Below are 19,837 nucleotides of genomic sequence, written 5' to 3'. Positions count from 1 at the left end.
ACTATGACTCAGCGTGTTTCGCGGTTGCCGGGCGGGGAGCTCCCCGCCCGGCAACACTCACGCGTACTGCTCGCGCAGCTTGCCTTTGACCAGTTTGCCCGTCGGCGTCCGAGGCAATTCGTCGGCGAAATCGATGCTGCGCGGCACCTTGTAGTGGGCGATGCGCTCGCGCAGGAAGTCGCGGAGTCGTTGTGCCAGTTCGGGTCCCGGTTCGGCGCCGGGTGCGGGCTGGACGACCGCCTTCACCGATTCGCCCATCTCCTCGTCGGGTACGCCGATTACCGCCACATCGAGGACATCGGGATGCAGGGCGAGGGCGTCCTCGATTTCCTGCGGGTAGATGTTCACGCCGCCGGAGATGATCATGAACGCTTTGCGATCGGTCAGGAACAGGAACCCGTCGGCGTCGATATAGCCGATATCGCCGGTGGTGGTCCAGGTCGGATGGTCGGGGTGGATCGCCTTCGCGGTCTTCTCCGGATCGTTGTGGTAGTCGAACGGGACTTCCTCGCGTTCGAAATAGATGGTGCCGATCTCACCGGCGGGCAACTCGCGGCCGTCGTCGTCGCAGATGCGAACGGCGCCCAGACCCGCCGGCCCGACCGAGCCGGGTTTGCGCAACCACTGCTCGCTGTCGATGAATGTGGCGCCGTTTCCTTCGGTCGAGGCGTAGTACTCGTGCAGCACCGGCCCCCACCAGTCGATCATCGCCTGCTTCACCTCCACCGGACACGGCGCGGCGGCGTGGACGGCGACCCGCATACTCGAGACGTCGTAGCGGGCACGCACGCTCTCATCCAGTTTCAGCATGCGCACGAACATCGTCGGCACCCACTGGCTGTGGGTGACGCGATAGCGTTCGATCGCGGCTAGCGCCTGTTCGGCGTCGAAGCGTTCCATCACCACCACGGTTCCGCCGAGGGCGTGAACCACGCCGCCGAACCGCAACGGCGCGGCGTGATACAGCGGCGCCGGCGACAGGTAGACGGTGTCGGTGTCGAATCCGTAGAGCGGGCCGAAGACGGCGGTGTAGGTGTCGCCCGGCGGATCGCCGACCTGCCGATCCGGCAGCGGATGCTTGATGCCCTTCGGGCGGCCGGTGGTGCCCGACGAATACAGCATGTCGGCGCCGCGCGGCTGATCCGGCAGCGGTTCGGAAGACGCTGCGGCCGAAGCCTTTTCATATGATTCGTAGCCGTGGACATCCCCGCCGAAGGCGAGCCGGATCTCGACCTCGGGGGTCTGCTCGACCACCCGCTGCGCCACATCCGCCAGCTCCGCCCACACGATGAGCGCCCGCGCGCCGCAATCGTTGACGATATAGCTGATCTCGTCCGCGGACAGATGCCGGTTGACGGCCGTGATGTAAAGGCCGGATCGCAACGCCGCCCAGTAGACCTCGTAGACTTCGAGCGTATTGCCGGACAGCAGCGCGATGTGATCGCCCTTGCGCAGGCCAGCGTCGTACAGATGGCGCGCGAGGCGGACGGAGTTGTCCTCGAGCTCGCGGTAGGTCAGCGCCGTCCCGCTCTCGGCCAGCACGACCGCCGGTTTATCAGGGAAATGATCGACATGCGCACCGGGGTACATCCTGCTCCTCCACAACACCGCCGACGGCTCCGACACGACCGCCGGTCGAGAGGGACCTGCCTCGCCGCCGCGACACGGCCCCGCCGGGACACCGTCCCGACGAGCGCGACGATAGCGGAAAGTGAACGACGATTCGTGAGTTATCGCCAAACTGGTGCGGCGCCTCCGAGGCGGCGGAACCAGGCGGTTTGTTGCGCCCGCTCGGTCGGCGCAGGTCTCGCGCCCACGTATTTCGGGGCATAACAGGTCCCTCGAGGGGCTCGATACTCCGTACGAGAGCTCATCGAGCGGGAGGTTCCTATGAAGATCGGGCGTATCTGTGCGGTAGCCGCCGGACTGGCGATGGCGGCCACGACCACGGCCGGGCTGGGCGTTGCGGCACATGCCGATCCGGCCGGTGCCGATGTGGAGGTCTACACCTACTGCGGCGGGGCGCTGCCCGGGTTTCCGCCGCCGTTGCAGGTGATCGTCCGCAATATCGGCACCGCGACCGCGGAGAATGTGGCGGTGACCTATTGGACGCCGTTCGGCCCGTCCGGATCCATTATCAAGCCCACGCTGGCGCCGGGAGAAATCGCCAACTACACGGTCGGCACCGCGCGCACGCTGGAGCTGGTCACCGCCAGGGTGACGAGCACGACGCCGGATGCGAACCCCGGCAACAACTTTGTGCTCCAGCCGATGGTCTGCATGGCGTCGACCTAGCCCGCCCATGCCGCGGCGACCGGGTCGACGATGACGGCCGCGTCGACGGTGACGCAGGGCCGCGCCCCGGGGGGCGTCACTGCGTATGCCGGTGAACCCGCGCGGACCTCGGCACTCGCTTAGGCTGAGCCACAAGCGATGCCGACAAGGAGTCCCGATCGATGGTGAACCCGTACCAGCCCGGATATCCCGCACCGCAACCACCGGGCTGGGGTGTGCCACCGAATTACCCTGGTGCTCAGCCGTTCTCGGGGACCCGGCCGCCGGGTAACCGTTCTGTCGCCGATATCGTGGCGGGCATCGCCTCGGCGGTAGCGGCTGTTCTCGGTATGGCGCAGTCGATATGGGGGTTGATATCCGCGCACGGCTACGGCTTCTGGGAATACGGAAACGGCGCGCATCTCATCGTGTTCTGGGTGTGCTCGCTGACCGCCCTGGCCGGCGGCATTCTGCTGGCCTCCACCGGCTCCCGTTACGGACGAGTCCGCGTCATCGCATCGCTGGGTTCGGGTGCGGTGTTCATCGCGACCGCGCAGGAGATCCTCACCATCTGCTTCGTCCACTACACGCGCCTGTCCGACAGCGGAAACTGGTTGGTCATCCCCACAGCCGTCGCGATCCTCGCCGCTGTGGTAGCTCTGATCGTCGGTAAGCCGGACACCCCGGCGGCACCCGTCCCCGGTTACCCCGGCGTGGAGCTCCATCCGGGGGCGACGGCTCATCCCGGCACCCATGCGTCACCGCCGATTCCCGCACCGCAGCCCTGGTCGGCGCATCCCGGCGCAGCAGCACCGGCCTATCCCGTCGCGCCTCCCGCCTACCCGGCCGGTACACCCGGCTATCCGGCTCCCGCGATCCATGCGGCCCCCGAGTCTCCGTCGCCCACTCCCACGCCTGATGGCCGGCCGTCGTATACGGGCGCTGCCGCTGCCGGCTATCCGGGTGCCCCCACACCGGCCTACCCGGGAGCGCCGGGCTACCCGCTCGCTCCGTACGCCGCCGGCACGCCGTCGCCGCACGCTCACCAAGACGCCGCACCGGCGGGCGCGGCGGGTCCGCAACCGGGTTACGCGTCCGCACCGGAACAGCCCGGCGGCCCGGACTCATCCTCCGCTCCCACAGTCCATGCGGGCCCCAGTGGCACGCCGCCTTCGGAACCGCGTCTACCTCAACAGTGAAGCGGCGCTGTGGATCGGGGGAGGAGATGGGCTGACCACTGCGCGCACTGATCGGCTGAACTCGGTAGTGGGCACGAGGCAGGCCGACTTCGCTGCGGCAACGCATGTTCTTTCGGCCGCTGCTGGATCAGGTTGCGCGGTACCGCTTCACTCGGTCGGCCGTTCTGCCGGCACCCGGTGGGCGGCGATCGGGCGGAGGTGTTCGCGCAGAAGATCGCCATGGGCACCGAAGATCTGGTCGTCGGTGTCTACGGCGACCCTGATTGCCGCGGACGCCAAATCCCTTCCCGCGGCGGTGAGTTCGAGCCGGAAGGCACGGGCGTCGGCGGCGTCGGGGTGGCGGCGGAGCAGGCCGCGCTCCTCCAGGACACGGATCACCCGCGACGCCATCATCCGGTCGGTGCCCGCCATGTCCGCCGCCTGCTGTTGAGTGGGGAGTGCCTCGTGGCGGGCCAGCCATCCGGTGGAGGCCAGCAGATTGAATTGCGTCGGTGTCAGTCCGAGCGGGCGCAGGTTCCGTTCCAGCGTTGCTCGCCACTCGAGGGCGGCGTGATGCAACCAGAACCCAGGGGACATGAGCGGCCCCTGGGGTACGGCCCGCGCCGATCGTTCAGCCACGCCGTGCCGCCTCAGCCGCCAACGCCGCGAAGGTGCGCGGCATATCCGCCCGCATGCCCTTTTCCCAGATGAGTTTGAACAGCGGTCCCATCGGCCCGTGGACCTCCACGTTCTCCGCTACCCGCACCGTGCCGTCGCCCAGTGGCTCGTAGGTGCGCCGGCCTCGCAACTTGCCGAACGGCAGGCCCGCCTCGCTGGTCCACGACCGTCCGGGTTCCACCTCGACGATCGTGAACGGCCCCGCGGGTGCCCCCTTGGGCTTCACCCACCCCTTGGTTCCCGGGGCGAACGGCCCGTCGAGGCGGGCCTTCTCCTCGTGCGGATCCCATTCGGCCCAGCGCGCGACGTCCGTGGCTACCGCCCAGATCCGGTCGATATCGCCTGCTATTACCGCTTCTTCGGTGAACGAGTACATCATGGCCGCCTCCAGTTTGTTGCTGCAACAACAATAACTGTTGTTGCAGCAACAAATCTAGAGAATGGCCGATACCCGCTAGAATTTTGCGGAGGTTTACACGGAAAGTTCAGCCAGGGACGGCCGACGTCTGCGTGACGGCGCGCGTGGCCTCGTTGCGCAGAGCGTCGGGTTGAACCTCACCGTCCCGTCCTGGTGCTAACTCCGGTAGCGGAACAGGATTCGGCCCCTGGTCAGGTCATAGGGGCTGAGCTCCACCAGGACCCGGTCGTCCGGGAGGATCTTGATGTAGTTCATCCGGACCTTGCCGGACAGATGCGCGAGGACTGTGTGGCCGTTGGGGAGTTCCACCGTGAACGTGGCGTTGCGCAGACACTCCACGACGTGCCCCTGAACTTCGATCGCTCCTTTCTTCATCGCCACACCAACTCCAGCGTGCTGTTCGACCGCTCGGCGCCGATGCCCTCGAACAGGGCGGTGGCCGCCGCGTTGGATTCATCGATTTCGGCCGATGCCCACGCCTTTCCGGCGCGGTGCAGTGCGCCCAGCGCTAGGCCCAGCAGGGCCCGGGCGATGCCGCGCCGATGCGCCTCGGCGCGGACCGCGATCAGGCCGATGCGCGGTAGCCGAGTCGGTTGCGTCACGCGGCACAGTCCGGCATAGCGGCCGGCCTGCACTGCCACCACGTAGTGCGCGGGATCGATCGGTCGGGAGATCACCTCGGCCGGCATGGTCTGCCAACCGGCGGCGGCCTCGACTTCGGCGCGTACGGTGCGGTCCAGTTCGCGCAGTGAATCCGCCTCGGCCACACCGAAATCCAGGATCTCGACGCCGGGCGGCGGCGCTGAAGCGAGCCCTGTGATCGCCGGATCGGTGGGAACCCGGTATTCCCATTCGCGCCGCCGGGTCGCCAGACCCGCCCGGCGCCAGTGCGCGGTCAGTTCGAGGTCGGCCTCGTCGACCACCGTGTAGAGCGGTGTGGGTAGCTCGGCCAGCATGGCGGTCGCGAGCCGATCGAAGGCGTCGGCCTGCCAGGAGTCGATGCTGAGGAACAGTCGCCCATCGGGCCGCGGCGAGGCCTCGCCACACCCGACCACCCGGTCGCCGGTCCGCGCCTGCCACTGCCGGTCCGCGATGCGCGTCACGATGAGTTCGGAAGAGTGCATTGTCGTCCCCTTTCGGGATCGCTCGGACGAGCGCTCCCGATGACGACGTGCGTCAATCGTCCGATCGTGAGAACGGGGAGCGCCCAAGGAATGCCGTGAAAATGGGACTCACCCCCTCGCGTGATCAGGTCGGACCGCAGAAGGTTAACAACTCGAATACCGCGGGGCCACCTGTTATTTCGAACGGGTCCGGCGGGTGGCTCGGCGTGATCATTGTCGCGGCGTGACGAGTGCCTGTTCCAGCCCGGCGAGAAGGCCGGTCAAGGTCACTCGCTCGGCGGGGCCGAGAGCGCTGATGAGGTCTGCCTCGTGCTCGAGGAGTTGACGCACGGTGGCTTCGATCGTCCGGTGACCGGCTTCGGTGAGCCGGACGGCGACCGCCCGGTGCGACACGGACGACGGTGATCGTTCCACCAGCCCCGCCTGCTCCGCGCGGGCGATGCGCTGCGAAACGGCCCCCGCGGTGATCATCGTCCGGTCGGTGATCTCGCGAGTCGTGAGTTCGTACGGTGGTCCCGAACGCCTGATCACACTGAGGAGATCCAGCGTGGAGGGGTCGACTCCGAGTTCGCTCAGGGTGCGTCGCCGGTCGTCGGCGAGGGCTTTCGCGATCCGCCACACGGACGTGATGATCTCGATGGATTCGGTGCGCACGCCCGGCAGCTCCCGCTGCCACGCCGCCGCGATATCGGCCGCGGGCCAGCGCGCGGAGATCGACCCGATCGGGTAGTTCTCGGCATCACGATCGGTGGACACAGCCGCACTCTCCTCGGTACGTTTAGAGCTAAACGTTAGGGCTGAAGAATAGCAGAGGGGTCATTGTCATGGGTCGTATCGTGCTCGTCACCGGCGGTGGAAACGGGATCGGCAAGGCGACCGCGGCTCGTTTCCGCGCCGACGGGGACACCGTGATCATCACCGGCCGAAACGCGGAGCGCCTCGCTCGCGCCGCGGCCGAGATCGACGCCGAACCCATCGTCTGCGACGCGACCGATCCGCAGGCGGTGGCGGAGATGGCCGACGAATTGGGCGCCGACCTCGACGTGGTGGTCAACATGGCGGGCGGCAACACCGACCTGGGCCGGTCCGGTGGGCACCCCGCGTCCCTCGACGAGGTGGCCGCGGCGTGGCGGGCGAATCTGGACGCCAATCTGCTGAGTGCTGTCCTGACCACCACGGCGGTGCTCGACAAATTGCGGCCGGGCGGCTCGATCATCACCATCGGTTCCATCGGCGCCGAGTACGCGGCGTCCTCGTACGGCGCGGCGAAAGCGGCGCTGGCGGCGTGGACCGCCGGCCTGTCGTCGACCGTGGGTGCGCGAGGGCTGACGGCCAACGCGGTCGCTCCCGGCTATATCGCCGAGACCGGCTTCTTTCGCGGCGAACTCAGCGAACAACGGCGGACCGCGCTGATCGACGCCACACACAATGGGCGGGCGGGGCGCCCGAGCGACGTCGCGGAAACGGTCTACTTCCTGGCCTCCGCCGGTGCGCGCCACATCACGGGCCAGACGCTGCATGTCAATGGCGGTGCGCACACGACTCGTTGAGCGTGTGCCCCGCGCGTCCCGACCCGCGGTGACCAGGTCGGTATCCGTGGCGTCCACCCCGCTCGTGAATGAGCTTGCATGATCGTGCATAATCATCACATGGCGGATACCTCGAGTGGGCCCGTGGTACGGGTCGCGGTGGCTGGTGCGAGCGGATACGCGGGCGGTGAGGTCCTGCGTGTGCTGCTGGGGCATCCGGAGTACCGAGCCGGGCGCCTCGAGATCGGGGCGCTGACCGCGGGATCCAATGCCGGGACCAGGCTGGCGCAGTTGCAGCCGCATCTGCTGCCGCTGGCCGATCGGGTGCTCGAGGCGACCACGGCGGAGGTGCTGGCCGGCCACGACGTGGTGTTCCTCGGATTGCCGCACGGGCAGTCGGCCGCCATCGCGCAGCAGCTGCCGGAGTCCACCGTGATCATCGACTGCGGGGCCGATTTCCGGCTCACCGATCCGGAGGACTGGGAGACCTACTACGGATCTCCGCATGCCGGCAGCTGGCCTTATGGTCTGCCCGAGCTGCCCGGCGCCCGGGAACAGCTGCGCGGGGCCACCCGGATCGCGGTGCCGGGCTGCTATCCGACGGTGTCGAGTCTGGCCCTGGCCCCGGCGGTCGGGGCGGGCATCGTCGAACCGGATGTGACCGTGGTCGCGGTGAGCGGCACCTCGGGCGCCGGCCGCAAACTCGACGTGGGTTTGCTGGGTTCGGAGGTGATGGGCTCGGTCCGCGCCTACAACATCGCCGGCGCGCACCGGCACACCCCCGAGATCGCGCAGAACCTGAAGGCCGCGGCCGCGGCCACGGGCGCCGACATCGGCGATGTCACAGTCTCTTTCACGCCGGTGCTGGCGCCGATGCCGCGCGGCATCCTGGCCACCTGCACCGCGCGCCTGCGCCCCGACGCCGCGGGCGCGGTGGCCGACCTGGCCGCCGCTCGCGCCGTCTACGACAAGGCCTACGGCGACGAACCGTTCATCCATCTGCTGCCCGAAGGCGTACTGCCGCAGACGGGTTCGGTGGTCGGCTCCAACGCCATCACCCTCCAGGTCGCCGTCGACACCGCCGCTCGCACGCTGGTGGTGATCGGCGCGATCGACAATCTGACCAAAGGCACCGCGGGCGCCGCGGTGCAATCGATGAATCTCGCTCTCGGTCTCGACGAGACCGCCGGACTTTCCACCGTAGGAGTGGCACCGTGACCGACACCGATATCGCCGGCGGCAAACTGGTCCGCACCCAGGGTGTGACCGCACCGCTCGGATACCGGGCCGCCGGTATCGCAGCCGGCATCAAGGCCAACGGAAAGCTCGATCTGGCACTGGTTTTCAACGAGGGGCCCGACTACGCCGCGGCGGGCGTGTTCACCCGCAACAAGGTGAAGGCCGCGCCGGTGCTGTGGTCGCAGCAGGTGCTCACCAGCGGCCGCCTGCGCGCGGTGATCCTCAACTCCGGCGGCGCCAACGCGTGCACCGGGCCGGGTGGATTCCAGGACACCCATGCCACCGCCGAGGAACTGGCGAAAGCGTTGAGCAACTGGGGAACCGAAACCGGAGCGGGCGAAATCGCGGTCTGCTCAACGGGTTTGATCGGTGACCGGCTGCCGATGGACAAACTGCTGCCCGGCGTGACCGAGATCGTGCACGAGATGGCGGGCGGCCTGTCCGGCGGCACCGACGCCGCGCACGCCATCATGACCACCGACACCGTGCCCAAGCAGGCCGCGTTCCACCACGCCGACAAATGGAACGTCGGCGCGATGGCCAAGGGAGCGGGCATGCTCGCCCCGTCCCTGGCCACCATGCTCGTAGTGGTCACCACCGACGCCGCCGCCACCCCGCAGCAGCTGGATGCCGCGTTGCGCAACGCGACCCGGCTGACCTTCGACCGGCTCGACGTCGACGGCTCCTGCTCGACCAACGACACCGTATTGCTGCTGGCCAACGGCGCGAGTGGTGTCACCCCGAGCCAGGACGAACTCGACGCCGCGGTGCTCGCGGTCTGCGACGACCTCGCCGCGCAGCTGATGGCCGACGCCGAAGGAGTCACCAAGCGCGTCGAGATCACCGTCACCGGCGCGGTGAGCGAGGACGAGGCGCTGATCGCCGCCCGCGCGGTCGCCCGCGACTCGCTGGTCAAGACCGCGTTCTTCGGTTCCGACCCGAACTGGGGCCGGGTGCTGGCCGCGGTGGGCATCGCGCCCATCGAACTGGATCCCGATCGGGTCACCGTGTCGTTCAACGGAAATCCGGTGTGCGTCAACGGAACCGGCGCACCCGGCGCACGTGAGGTGGACCTGTCCGGACCCGATATCGCGGTGCTGGTGGAACTGGGACTCGGCGAGGGCACCGCCACCGTGCGCACCACCGACCTCTCGCACGGATACGTCGAAGAGAATTCGGCCTACAGCTCATGACCACGGAAGCCACACCGGAGGTTCCGGTGACCACTCAGGATCTGTCCGCGCTGGACAAGGCGCACGTGCTGGCCGGCGCGCTGCCGTGGCTGCAGAAGTTCCGCGACAAGATCGTGGTCGTCAAATACGGCGGCAACGCCATGATCGACGACACTCTCAAACACGCCTTCGCCGCCGATATGGCGTTCCTGCGCACTGTCGGCGTGCACCCGGTGGTGGTGCACGGCGGTGGTCCGCAGATCAGCGCCATGCTGAAGAAGCTGGGCCTGCAGGGCGAATTCCGCGGCGGCTTCCGCGTCACCACTCCCGAGGTGATGGATGTGGTGCGGATGGTGCTGTTCGGTCAGGTCGGCCGGGAGCTGGTCGGGTTGATCAACGCGCACGGCCCGTACGCGGTCGGCATCTCCGGTGAGGACGCGCGACTGTTCACCGCCACCCGCCGCACCGTCACCGTCGACGGCGAGCAGACCGATATCGGCCTGGTCGGCGACGTCACCGCGGTCAATCCGGACGCGGTGCTCGATCTCGTTCGCGCCGGGCGCATCCCGGTGGTGTCGACCATCGCGCCCGATGCCGACGGCGTCGTGCACAACATCAACGCCGACACCGCCGCCGCCGCGCTGGCCCAGGGCATCGGCGCGGAGAAGCTGGTGGTGCTCACCGATGTCGAAGGCCTGTACACGAATTGGCCGGACCGCTCGTCGCTGACCACGCATATCGACACCGACGCCTTGGCCGCCCTGCTGCCGAGCCTGGACGCGGGCATGGTGCCGAAGATGGAGGCCTGCCTGCGCGCGGTGCGGGCCGGTGTCCCGACCGCGCACGTGATCGACGGCCGGGTGCCGCATGCGGTACTGCTGGAACTGTTCACCGGGGAAGGTATCGGAACGATGGTGACCCCACCCGAGACGGCGGGAACGACAACGTCATGAGCGACAACGGCATGAGCACAGAGCAATTGCAGCAGCGGTGGGCGTCCGCGCTGATGAACAACTACGGCACCCCGAAGGTGGCGCTGGTGCGCGGCTCGGGTGCGGTGGTGTACGACGCAGACGGCAACCGCTACGTCGACTTCCTGGGCGGTATCGCGGTCAACAGCCTGGGCCACGCCCATCCGGCGATCGTGGAAGCCGTCACCCAGCAGCTCGGGACCCTCGGGCACGTCTCGAATCTGTATGTCAGCGAGCCGGTTCTCGAACTGGCCGAGAAGCTGCTCGCGCATTTCGGTGACGGCACCGGCCGGGCGTTCTTCTGCAATTCGGGCACCGAGGCCAACGAGGCGGCGTTCAAGATCGCGCGCCTGACCGGACGGCACAAGATCGTGGCCTGCGACGAGGCCTTCCACGGCCGCACCATGGGCGCGCTCGCGCTGACCGGCCAGCCTTCGAAGCGGGCGCCGTTCGAACCGATGCCGCCCGGTGTCATCCACGTGCCCTACGGTGACGCCGCCGCGCTGGCCGCTGCGGTGGACGACGACACGGCCGCGGTCTTCCTCGAGCCGATCATGGGGGAGAGCGGTGTGGTCGTGCCGCCGCCGGACTATCTGGCCGAGGCCCGCCGGATCACCTCCGAGCACGGCGCGCTGCTGGTCCTCGACGAGGTGCAGACCGGAATCTGCCGCACCGGACCGTTTTTCGCCCATCACGCCGCGGGCATCGTGCCCGATGTGATGACGCTGGCCAAGGGGCTCGGTGGCGGTCTGCCCATCGGCGCGGTGCTGGCACAGGGCCCGGCGGCGCAGCTGCTGACCCCCGGACTGCACGGCACCACCTTCGGTGGCAATCCGGTCAGCGCCGCGGCGGCGCTGGCGGTGCTGCGGACCATCGACGAGCAGGGACTGGCGGCCCATGTCGAATCGGTCGGCAAGACGCTGATCGACGGCATCGAGGACCTCGGCCACCCGCTGATCGACCACGTGCGCGGCGCGGGGCTGCTCATCGGAATCCAACTGACACAGGACGTTTCGGCGAAGGTCGAGCAGGCCGCGCGCGCCGCCGGCTATTTGATCAACCCGCCCAAGCCGAATGTGATCCGGTTGGCCCCGCCGCTGATCCTGACCGAGGCGCAGGCGGAGGGCTTCCTCGCCGATCTGCCCGGCATCCTCGACGCGGCTTCCCAGGAGAGTGAGTGACCATGGTGCGGCATTTCCTGCGCGACGACGACGTCACGCCCGCCGAACAGGCCGAAATCCTCGCGCTGGCCGCGGAATTGAAGGCGGCGCCGGTCTCCCGGCGGCCGCTGGAGGGACCGCGCGGGGTGGGCGTGATCTTCGAGAAGAACTCCACCCGCACGCGGTTCTCCTTCGAGATGGGCATCGCGCAACTCGGTGGGCACGCGGTCGTGGTCGACGGCCGCGACACCCAGCTGGGCCGCGAGGAGACCCTCGCCGATACCGGCCGGGTGCTGTCGCGCTACGTCGACGCCGTCGTCTGGCGCACCTTCGAACAGCACCGGCTCGACGAGATGGCCTCGGCGGCAACGGTTCCGGTGGTGAACGCGCTGTCCAACGAATTCCATCCGTGCCAGGTGCTGGCCGATCTGCTGACCTTGCGGGAGCACAAAGGCGAGCTCGCGGGTCGCAAACTCACCTACTTCGGCGACGGTGCGAACAATATGGCGCATTCGCTGCTGCTGGGCGGCGTCACCGCCGGGCTGGACGTCACCATCGCCGCGCCCGAAGGTTTCCAGCCCTACGACTGGGTGCTCGAGGCCGCCCGCAAACGGGCCGCCGAAACCGGCGCCACGATCACCCTGACCGACGATCCCGTCGCGGCGGCCACCGGCGCCGACGCCCTGGTCACCGACACCTGGACCTCGATGGGGCAGGAGAACGACGGCCTCGACCGGGTCGGCCCGTTCCGCCCGTACCAGCTGAACGCCGAGCTGCTCGCTCATGCCACCTCGGATGTTGTTGTGCTGCATTGTCTTCCGGCGCATCGCGGTGAGGAGATCACCGACGAGGTGCTCGACGGCCCGCACAGTGTGGTGTGGGACGAGGCCGAGAATCGGCTGCACGCGCAGAAGGCGCTGCTGGTGTGGTTGCTGGAGCGACGATCGGGCGGTGCGGCGTGAGCACGGCCAGAGCGAACGGGTCGGCTGCCGGATCGGAGGGTCCGCGCACCGGCCCGGCCATCGCCCGCACCCGCGCCGGGCGCCAGCAGCGCATCGTGGAACTGTTGTCCGCCCACGCCGTTCGCAGCCAGACCGAGTTGGCGGCCCTGCTCGCCGACGAGGGCATCGAAACCACCCAGGCCACGCTGTCGCGTGATCTGGACGAACTCGGCGCGGTGAAGCTGCGCGCGGCCGACGGTGGCGCCGGCATCTACGTCGTCCCCGAGGACGGCAGCCCCGTGCGCGGCGTCACCGGCGGCACGTCCCGGCTCTCGAAACTGCTCGGCGACCTGCTGGTCTCCACCGATCACAGCGGCAACCTCGCGGTCCTGCGCACGCCGCCGGGTGCGGCGCACTTCCTTGCGAGCGCGCTCGACCGCGCTGCCCTACCCGAGGTGGTCGGCACGATCGCCGGCGACGACACCATCGCGGTGATCGCCCGCGAACCCATGACCGGTGCGGAGCTGGCCGCGAAGATCGAACACCTGGCGTAGACGGCCGAATCGGGGATCGACCCGCCTGGTACGTGTGCGTCACGGCGTCAGTCCGAGGGCCGCTCGAAGTGCCGCCCTCCCGCGTTCGGCGGCGCGGGGATCCTCGAGGAGTTGTATTTCCTGGTTGACCGCCATCGTGATGCCGATGACAGTGGTGACCAGTTCGTCCGCCGGGCGATGGGGACCCTCCGATTCCGCCTGGTACGCAAGGATTTCGGATTCCAGCGCCGCACGTGCGCCGGTCACGTAGGCGCGGAGGCGGTCCCGCAGCACTCCCGGCCGGCCGTCGAGTTCGGTCGAGGCCGCGGTGACGAAACAGCCTCCCGGAAACGGGCATTCGGCCAGATAGCCGATCCAGTTGTCGATCAGACGCGTCAGCCGTTCGGTGCCCGGCGGTACCCCGTCCAGCGGGGCGATTACCGCTTCTCGGAAGATCGTCCCGGCCTGCTCCAGTGCACTCAGCTGCAACTGCTCACGCGATCCGAAGGGCCCCACGACCCCGGCCTTGCTCATGTCCAGGCTCTCGGCGAGCGATCCGATGGTCACGCCCTCCACCCCGACCAGCGAGGCCTGTTCGACCGCGGCCGAGATGATGCGCTCCCGGGTGTGGGCGGCGTCGGCGGCGGAACGGCGAGGGGACATGAGCCAAGCATAGCGTCCGTTCGTTCGCTATAGTCATTTGGCGAACGATCGTACGCTAAACGGTGAAAGGTATTGTCATGAGCGAACTTCTGCGGCTGGACGCGATGGCCCTGGCCCTGATCGGCCATGATGTGGTCACACTCGACGATGCGGATCTCACCGCGCCGACGCCGTGCGCGGGATGGAATGTCGCCGATCTGATCACGCATATGAACGAGCGGCACGAGGCGGTCAACGCCTCCGTGCTCGGCACCTCGGCCGAATTCGCGGACGATCCGCGCGCCGCGTTCGCGCACATCACCGCCCGGTGGATCGCGGCGATCGAGCGCTCGCGCGAGGTCGTGGAACTGCCGCGGTCCGGCCCGCTCGCCACCGAGCGAGTGCTGGGCGTCCACCTGGTGGACATGCTCACTCACCGCTGGGACCTCGCACGGGCGCTGAACCGACCCTGTCTCGTCCCGCGGCGATTGACGGCGGTGGCATTGCCGATCGCCCGCTCGATCACCGCGCCGGGCAGCCCGCTCAACGGCCCGGGCGGCGCCTACCGGCCCGGGCTGGCCGAGGACGAATCCCGCACGCCGCTGGAGAATATCGTCGCCCTTCTCGGCCGCGACCCGGACTGGCGCTGCTGAGCGCCGACGCTACGGCTTGCGCGCGACCGCGCCCCAGCAGTTGACCTGGGCGTCGAGCCAGGATGGGGGTTCGATGCCGGGGCGCCAGCGATTGACCGCGACCACGCCCGGATCCAGCAGTTCGAGGCCGTCGAAGAAGGCGGCGAATTCGTCGCGGGTGCGGGCCTGCGCGTACACGGCGCTGCGGCGATACATCTCGAGCGCCCGGTCCATCCCTTCCGGGTCCAGATCGGCGGTGATGTGTGACGCGATGACGAACGAGCCGGGCGCGAGGTTGTCGAGCAGGGTTTTCAGCACGCCGGCCGGATTCTGTTCGGCGGACAGGAAATGCAGCACCGCGACCAGGCTCAACGCCACCGGACTGGCCAGATCGAGGGTCTCGCGCAATTCCGGTGCGGACATGATCGCCTCGGGATCGGTGAGGTCGGCCCGAATGAAGGTGGTGCGGCCCTCGGGTGATCCCGCGAGCAGGGCGCGCGCGTGAGCCAGCACCACCGGGTCGTGATCGACGTACACCACGCGGGCCTCCGGCGCCCGCTCCTGTGCCACTTGATGCAGATTGGGTTCGGTCGGAATGCCCGTGCCGATGTCGAGAAACTGTTTCACCCCGGCGTCGGCGAGGACGCCGACCGCGCGATGCATGAACTGCCGGTTGTGCCGGGCCGCGATCCGTACCGTCGGAAAACCCTCCATGACCTTCTCGAGGGCGCGGCGGTCGACTTCGTAGTTGTCCTTGCCGCCCAATGCGTAGTCGTAGATGCGGGCACTGCTGGGCGCCTCGGCATCGGAGGTCGCACTGCTGTCGGATGCGGTCATCACAGTCCTGTCGGCGCGGGATCGTGTCGTTCGGATGGTATTCGAAACCAAGCGCACGTGCACGGAATCCGCGCCGACCGGAAGGTGTTGGCGATCAAAGGGTTTGGGGCATCCGGAACGGGCTCCGCCGATTCCGCGGACGACATTCCGGATTCGGGCGACCGGATCGGCGAATCAGCCGGCGACCGCCGGAGCGAGCACCTCCTCGCACCACTGCCGGAAGCTGGTGGGGGAGTAGGACTCCGGTGTGCGCGGCGTGTCGTAGAGACCGTCCTCGACCGCGGCCGACATATCCACCAGGCCCTGCGCCCAGGCCGGGCTCATCCCGTGTGCCGTCAGCGACGCCGCGTAGTCGGCCGCCGGGACCTGCTGGTAGCCGATCGAGCGGCCGAGCACCTCGGACATGATGCGCGCCATCTCGTTGTGCGACAGATCTTCCGGGCCGCGGATCTCCACGCTGTCCTGTCCGGTCCAGGACTCGTCGAGCAACAGTCGCGCCGCGACGGCTGCAATATCCCGGGTGGCACAGGTGGGCGCGCGGAAATCGCCGGAGATGGTGCCGAAGAAGGTGCCGAGGTTCCGGATCGGGTCGACCTGCCGCAGCATATTGTCCATGAATCCCGGCGGGCACAGCGACCGGTAATGCACCCCGCTGCTCTCGATCAGCGCGTCCATCGCGAAGATCGCCGAAATCTGGCCCGCCTTACGGCCGTTGGCGCGACCGAGGCTCGATACGGCGACGATCCGGCCGAGGCTGTCGAGCGCCTCACACAGCGGCGTCACGAATTCCAGGACGTGCCCGGGCACGCTGGGCGCCGCCGGATTCGGCGGAACCACCCAGAACACGGTGTCGGCCCCCTTCAGCGCGGCGGCGACGACCTCGCGATCGGAGGTCGATCCCTGGACCACCTCGACCCGATCGCGGAGGTGCGGGGCCAGGCGCGCCGGATCGCGGGCGATCACCCGGATCGGCTGGTCGCTGTCGGCGACGAGATCGAGAACCTGGTGTCCGATACTGCCTGTAGGTGTGGTTACGACGATCATGACCTACTCCTGAACGAGTGCGACGTAAGTAAACTACACCGTACCGTTTACTTTGACGGAAGGGAAGACCGCATGGCGAGGCGTGGTGATCGGCTGCGCGAACACATCCTGTGGACGGCCAAGGACGTCTTCCTCGAGGTGGGGTTCGAGCGCACGTCGATGGATGTGCTGGCCGCGCGCGCCGAAACCTCGAAGCGAACCCTGTACGCGCACTTCGAGAACAAGGACGCGCTGTTCCTCGCCGTCGTCGACTTCGTGCGCGGTCTGCATCTGAACCGGCTGGGGACTCCCGAGGACTACGGTGACGAGCGCCTGGACGCGGTGACCGGGTATTGCGTCGGATTCCTGTGGTCGGTGGTGTGGGTCCAGTCGGTGCGGACCTGCCGGCTGGTGATCGCCGAGGCCGAGCGGGTACCGGCTGCCGCCGCCGACTTCTACGACGCCATCTTCGCGACCACGCGGCGCAATCTCGCCGCATTCGTGGCGGCGGCGTGGCGGATGCCCGAATCCGAGGCGCTCGCCGCGGTGGACGAAATCTTCTCTCTCGCAATCCATCCGCGCTTCACCGCGGTCCTGTTCGGCATCGAGGACGCGCCCGGTGAATGGCCCGAACGGCCACCGGCCACGACCGATCCGGACTACGAGCGGATCCGCCGGATCGTCACCGGCGTGCTCGGCGACACCTGATGCGCCGAGTCTGTCGGTGGCCGTGCTTAGGGTGTGCGCATGGCGCTGACCTTCGAGCGGTACTGCGATGAGATCGTGGCCCAGACCGAATTGCTGCGAGCCGCACTCGCGCACGCCGACACCTCGCTTCCCGTCCCGACCTGCCCGGGCTGGACCGTGGGCCAGCTGGGACGCCACCTCGGCGGCGCGCAGCGGTGGGCCCGGGCGGCCGTGGCCGCCCGGGTGCGAGAACCCTTGCCGGAGGACGACTTCGCGTTCCGGGATCTGTCCGGATATCTGGACGAGGACCCCGAGCAATTACGCGACTGGCTCGCCGAGGGCGCCGCGGCTCTGGCCGCCGAACTCCGCGAGGCGGGGCCCGGCCGCACGCTCTGGACGCCGGTGCCGGTCGTGCCGACCACCGACTTCTACGCCCGCCGCTTCACCCACGAAACGCTGATCCATCGAGCGGACGCCACGCTCGCGCTGGGCGCCGACTATCACGCCGCGCCGGACGTGGCCGCCGACGCCATCGACGAATGGCTGGAACTGGCCTCGCTGCCGGTCATGTTCGACTACAAGCCGGAGTCACGGGAACTGCTCGGGCCCGGCCGCACCCTGCACTTCCATGCGACCGACACGCCCGAGGAATTGCACGCCGAATGGATCGTCGATCTCACCGGCGACGCCATCGGCTGGCGGCGTGCCCACGAGCGCGCCGCGGTGGCGGTTCGCGGTCCGCTCACCGAACTCCTGCTGGTGATCTACCGGCGCCGACCGGTCGAGGATGCCGGAATCGAGATTCTGGGCGATCGGGAACTGTTCGACTTCTGGCTCGATCGGGTCGGCTTCGGATGAATGCCGATCCCGCCACTCAGGCCAGCGGATACTGCCCGGGCGGGTAGTTGCCGCCGAAACCGCCCGGCGTGGCCGCGCCGCCCGCGCCGATGAGGTCGGTGATGAGGGTGATCACCGATTGGCCGATCGCCAGCACATCGGAACCGATCGTGCCGAAATAACCCGCAAACGTGGAGAGCATGGGTCCGCCTTTCCCGGGGCACCGGAGTCCGTTCACCATCAGGGTGACATATCGGTGATACCCCGTTTCGGCAATCTCATTGACGCGCAGAGGTTTCGGGGTGAATGTCCGTAGTTGTCCGATCCGTGAGGCAGGCCTGCGGGGGCGCCGGGGCGCTCGGGCGGTGGTATGCCTACCCCCGGTTATGAATGGGATTGCATCATCATGCATAATCATTTGCAGTTGATGTGAGCCGTCCGAGGGCGGGTAGCGGCGGCACATCGCACCGGTGACATCGCGCACCCCCTACGCATACGCACGAACCTGAGGAGCATCAGATATGGCCGATCGCGTCGTACTCGCCTATTCCGGCGGGTTGGACACCTCCGTTGCCATCAGCTGGATCGGCAAGGAGACCGGGGCCGAGGTGGTCGCCGTCGCGATCGATCTGGGCCAGGGCGGCGAGGATATGAACGTGGTGCGCCAGCGCGCACTGGACTGCGGCGCGGTCGAGGCCATCGTGGTCGACGCCCGCGACGAATTCGCCGACGAATACTGCTTGCCGACCGTGCAGGCCAACGCCCTCTACATGGGCCGCTACCCGCTGGTGTCCGCGATCAGCCGCCCGCTGATCGTCAAGCATCTGGTCGAGGCGGCCGAGTACCACGGCGCGACCACCGTCGCGCACGGCTGCACCGGTAAGGGCAACGACCAGGTCCGCTTCGAGGTCGGCATCGGCGCGCTCGCGCCCGATCTGAACGTCATCGCTCCCGTGCGCGACTACGCGTGGACCCGGGAGAAGGCCATCGCCTTCGCCGAGGAGAACGCGCTGCCGATCACCGTCAGCAAGAAGTCGCCGTTCTCGATCGACCAGAACCTGTGGGGCCGCGCGGTGGAGACCGGCTTCCTCGAGGATCTGTGGAACGCGCCGACCAAGGACGTCTACGACTACACCGTCGACCCGACCGTCAACTTCGAGGCGCCCGACGAACTGATCGTCACCTTCGACAAGGGTGTGCCGATCGCGATCGACGGCCGGCCGGTCAGCGTGCTCGAGGCGATCACCGAACTCAACAAGCGCGCGGGTCGCCAGGGCGTGGGCCGGCTGGACATGGTCGAGGACCGCCTGGTGGGCATCAAGAGCCGCGAGATCTACGAGGCGCCGGGCGCGATCGCGCTGATCACCGCGCACCAGGAACTCGAGGCCGTCACCGTCGAGCGCGAACTCGGCCGCTACAAGCGCCAGGTCGAACAGCGCTGGGGCGAGCTGGTCTACGACGGCCTGTGGTTCTCCCCGCTCAAGCGGGCCCTGGACGCCTTCGTGCGCGACACCCAGCAGCACGTCTCCGGTGAGGTGCGGATGGTGCTGCACGGCGGCAACGTCGTCGTCAACGGCCGCCGCAGCGAGGAGTCGCTCTACGACTTCAACCTCGCCACCTACGACGAGGGCGACAGCTTCGACCAGTCGCTGGCCAAGGGCTTCGTCCAGATCCACGGCCTGTCCTCGAAGGTCGCCGCGCGCCGCGACCTGTCCAAGAAGTAGGACGCCGGCAGTCTCGGCCGGGCCGCGCGCCCGGCCGGGGGCCTGCGCGCCGGTCGTTGCCGTGCGGAGTCCCGTGCGCTCGGTCCTCGATCGCTCGCTGACCGTGCCGCTTCGTCGCGGCAATCGTCTCCGCCATTCGGGTCCACCTCCGGCGCGAAGTCGGCACCGTCCGGCTGTGGCACTCCTTGCGCCGAGTGCGCACAGCCCTGGTGCGGAGTCCGGAGCCGCACCGGGTGCG

The 19,837-nt window shown here is 68.4% G+C and carries 23 protein-coding genes; 13 read left to right on the top strand and 10 right to left on the bottom strand.

Annotated features, from left to right (window positions below; translation table 11 throughout):
- Positions 1-57 precede the first annotated feature (57 nt).
- The gene (locus NA3_RS25080; protein ID WP_062966120.1) at positions 58-1,590 is read right to left on the bottom strand and encodes an acyl-CoA synthetase; all 1,533 of its coding nucleotides are present in this window, start codon (positions 1,588-1,590) and stop codon (positions 58-60) included.
- Between the two features lie 300 nt (positions 1,591-1,890).
- Between NA3_RS25080 and NA3_RS25075 the strand changes: the two genes are divergently transcribed.
- Positions 1,891-2,295, top strand: a complete 405-nt coding sequence (locus NA3_RS25075; RefSeq protein ID WP_062966119.1) for a hypothetical protein — start codon at positions 1,891-1,893, stop codon at positions 2,293-2,295.
- Positions 2,296-2,456: 161 nt separating this feature from the next.
- Positions 2,457-3,473 (top strand): hypothetical protein, encoded by a 1,017-nt coding sequence (locus tag NA3_RS25070; RefSeq protein WP_128145176.1) that lies wholly within the window; start codon positions 2,457-2,459, stop codon positions 3,471-3,473.
- Between the two features lie 147 nt (positions 3,474-3,620).
- Here the strand turns inward: NA3_RS25070 and NA3_RS25065 are convergent, their stop codons facing one another.
- From NA3_RS25065 to NA3_RS25045, 5 genes are all read right to left on the bottom strand, one after another.
- Positions 3,621-4,049 (bottom strand): MarR family winged helix-turn-helix transcriptional regulator, encoded by a 429-nt coding sequence (locus NA3_RS25065; protein WP_062966117.1) that lies wholly within the window; start codon positions 4,047-4,049, stop codon positions 3,621-3,623.
- 34 nt (positions 4,050-4,083) lie between these two features.
- Entirely contained in the window at positions 4,084-4,509 is a 426-nt protein-coding gene (locus NA3_RS25060) for an SRPBCC family protein (protein WP_062966116.1), read from the bottom strand.
- Between the two features lie 195 nt (positions 4,510-4,704).
- On the bottom strand, positions 4,705-4,929 hold the full coding sequence (gene infA, locus NA3_RS25055; protein ID WP_227995292.1) for a translation initiation factor IF-1: 225 nt from the start codon (positions 4,927-4,929) through the stop codon (positions 4,705-4,707).
- Positions 4,920-5,672 (bottom strand): GNAT family N-acetyltransferase, encoded by a 753-nt coding sequence (locus NA3_RS25050; RefSeq protein WP_062966115.1) that lies wholly within the window; start codon positions 5,670-5,672, stop codon positions 4,920-4,922. The genes infA and NA3_RS25050 overlap by 10 nt, the downstream gene beginning before the upstream one ends.
- A 210-nt stretch (positions 5,673-5,882) precedes the next feature.
- A complete protein-coding gene (locus NA3_RS25045; RefSeq protein ID WP_062966114.1) occupies positions 5,883-6,428 on the bottom strand; it encodes a MarR family winged helix-turn-helix transcriptional regulator in 546 nt (181 codons plus the stop codon).
- A gap of 68 nt (positions 6,429-6,496) precedes the next feature.
- On the opposite strand from NA3_RS25045, the gene NA3_RS25040 reads away from it, so the two are divergent.
- The 7 genes from NA3_RS25040 to NA3_RS25010 all read left to right on the top strand — a co-directional run bounded on the left by NA3_RS25040 (position 6,497) and on the right by NA3_RS25010 (position 13,238).
- The gene (locus tag NA3_RS25040; RefSeq protein ID WP_062966113.1) at positions 6,497-7,222 is read left to right on the top strand and encodes an SDR family NAD(P)-dependent oxidoreductase; all 726 of its coding nucleotides are present in this window, start codon (positions 6,497-6,499) and stop codon (positions 7,220-7,222) included.
- 99 nt (positions 7,223-7,321) lie between these two features.
- Entirely contained in the window at positions 7,322-8,419 is a 1,098-nt protein-coding gene (argC, locus tag NA3_RS25035) for an N-acetyl-gamma-glutamyl-phosphate reductase (protein ID WP_062966334.1), read from the top strand.
- Positions 8,416-9,633 (top strand): bifunctional glutamate N-acetyltransferase/amino-acid acetyltransferase ArgJ, encoded by a 1,218-nt coding sequence (gene argJ, locus NA3_RS25030; protein WP_062966112.1) that lies wholly within the window; start codon positions 8,416-8,418, stop codon positions 9,631-9,633. Before argC ends, argJ begins: the two co-directional genes overlap by 4 nt.
- Entirely contained in the window at positions 9,630-10,565 is a 936-nt protein-coding gene (argB, locus tag NA3_RS25025; protein ID WP_062966111.1) for an acetylglutamate kinase, read from the top strand. Before argJ ends, argB begins: the two co-directional genes overlap by 4 nt.
- Before the next feature lie 11 nt (positions 10,566-10,576).
- The gene (locus NA3_RS25020; protein ID WP_062966333.1) at positions 10,577-11,764 is read left to right on the top strand and encodes an acetylornithine transaminase; all 1,188 of its coding nucleotides are present in this window, start codon (positions 10,577-10,579) and stop codon (positions 11,762-11,764) included.
- Positions 11,765-11,766: 2 nt separating this feature from the next.
- Entirely contained in the window at positions 11,767-12,705 is a 939-nt protein-coding gene (gene argF / locus NA3_RS25015; protein ID WP_062966110.1) for an ornithine carbamoyltransferase, read from the top strand.
- 59 nt (positions 12,706-12,764) lie between these two features.
- Positions 12,765-13,238: an arginine repressor gene (locus NA3_RS25010; protein WP_039777686.1), complete on the top strand. Its 474-nt coding sequence runs from the start codon at positions 12,765-12,767 to the stop codon at positions 13,236-13,238.
- 39 nt (positions 13,239-13,277) lie between these two features.
- Here NA3_RS25010 and NA3_RS25005 read toward each other — a convergent pair whose 3' ends face one another.
- Positions 13,278-13,880, bottom strand: coding sequence for a TetR/AcrR family transcriptional regulator (locus NA3_RS25005; RefSeq protein ID WP_062966109.1), 603 nt, complete (start codon positions 13,878-13,880; stop codon positions 13,278-13,280).
- 77 nt (positions 13,881-13,957) lie between these two features.
- Here NA3_RS25005 and NA3_RS25000 point away from each other — a divergent pair, with 77 nt between their 5' ends.
- Entirely contained in the window at positions 13,958-14,512 is a 555-nt protein-coding gene (locus NA3_RS25000) for a TIGR03086 family metal-binding protein (protein ID WP_062966108.1), read from the top strand.
- Between the two features lie 9 nt (positions 14,513-14,521).
- On the opposite strand, the gene NA3_RS24995 is transcribed toward NA3_RS25000, so the two are convergent.
- Positions 14,522-15,328, bottom strand: coding sequence for an SAM-dependent methyltransferase (locus NA3_RS24995; protein ID WP_062966107.1), 807 nt, complete (start codon positions 15,326-15,328; stop codon positions 14,522-14,524).
- A 174-nt stretch (positions 15,329-15,502) separates the two neighbouring features.
- On the bottom strand, positions 15,503-16,372 hold the full coding sequence (locus NA3_RS24990; protein WP_062966106.1) for an NmrA family NAD(P)-binding protein: 870 nt from the start codon (positions 16,370-16,372) through the stop codon (positions 15,503-15,505).
- A 72-nt stretch (positions 16,373-16,444) separates the two neighbouring features.
- Here NA3_RS24990 and NA3_RS24985 point away from each other — a divergent pair, with 72 nt between their 5' ends.
- Both NA3_RS24985 and NA3_RS24980 read left to right on the top strand, forming a co-directional pair.
- Positions 16,445-17,059, top strand: coding sequence for a TetR/AcrR family transcriptional regulator (locus NA3_RS24985; protein WP_062966105.1), 615 nt, complete (start codon positions 16,445-16,447; stop codon positions 17,057-17,059).
- Between the two features lie 39 nt (positions 17,060-17,098).
- Entirely contained in the window at positions 17,099-17,896 is a 798-nt protein-coding gene (locus NA3_RS24980; RefSeq protein WP_062966104.1) for a maleylpyruvate isomerase family mycothiol-dependent enzyme, read from the top strand.
- 16 nt (positions 17,897-17,912) lie between these two features.
- On the opposite strand, the gene NA3_RS37140 is transcribed toward NA3_RS24980, so the two are convergent.
- The gene (locus tag NA3_RS37140; protein WP_157126597.1) at positions 17,913-18,077 is read right to left on the bottom strand and encodes a hypothetical protein; all 165 of its coding nucleotides are present in this window, start codon (positions 18,075-18,077) and stop codon (positions 17,913-17,915) included.
- Between the two features lie 319 nt (positions 18,078-18,396).
- On the opposite strand from NA3_RS37140, the gene NA3_RS24975 reads away from it, so the two are divergent.
- Positions 18,397-19,599 carry an argininosuccinate synthase gene (locus NA3_RS24975; protein WP_030518242.1) on the top strand — a complete coding sequence of 401 codons (1,203 nt, stop codon included), beginning with the start codon at positions 18,397-18,399 and terminating at the stop codon, positions 19,597-19,599.
- The last annotated feature ends 238 nt before the right edge of the window (positions 19,600-19,837 follow it).

This window comes from Nocardia africana NBRC 100379 (assembly GCF_001612635.1).
Lineage (GTDB): Bacteria > Actinomycetota > Actinomycetes > Mycobacteriales > Mycobacteriaceae > Nocardia > Nocardia africana.
Note: the sequence above shows the minus strand (reverse complement) of the source record. Positions and strands in the feature narration are given on the sequence as shown.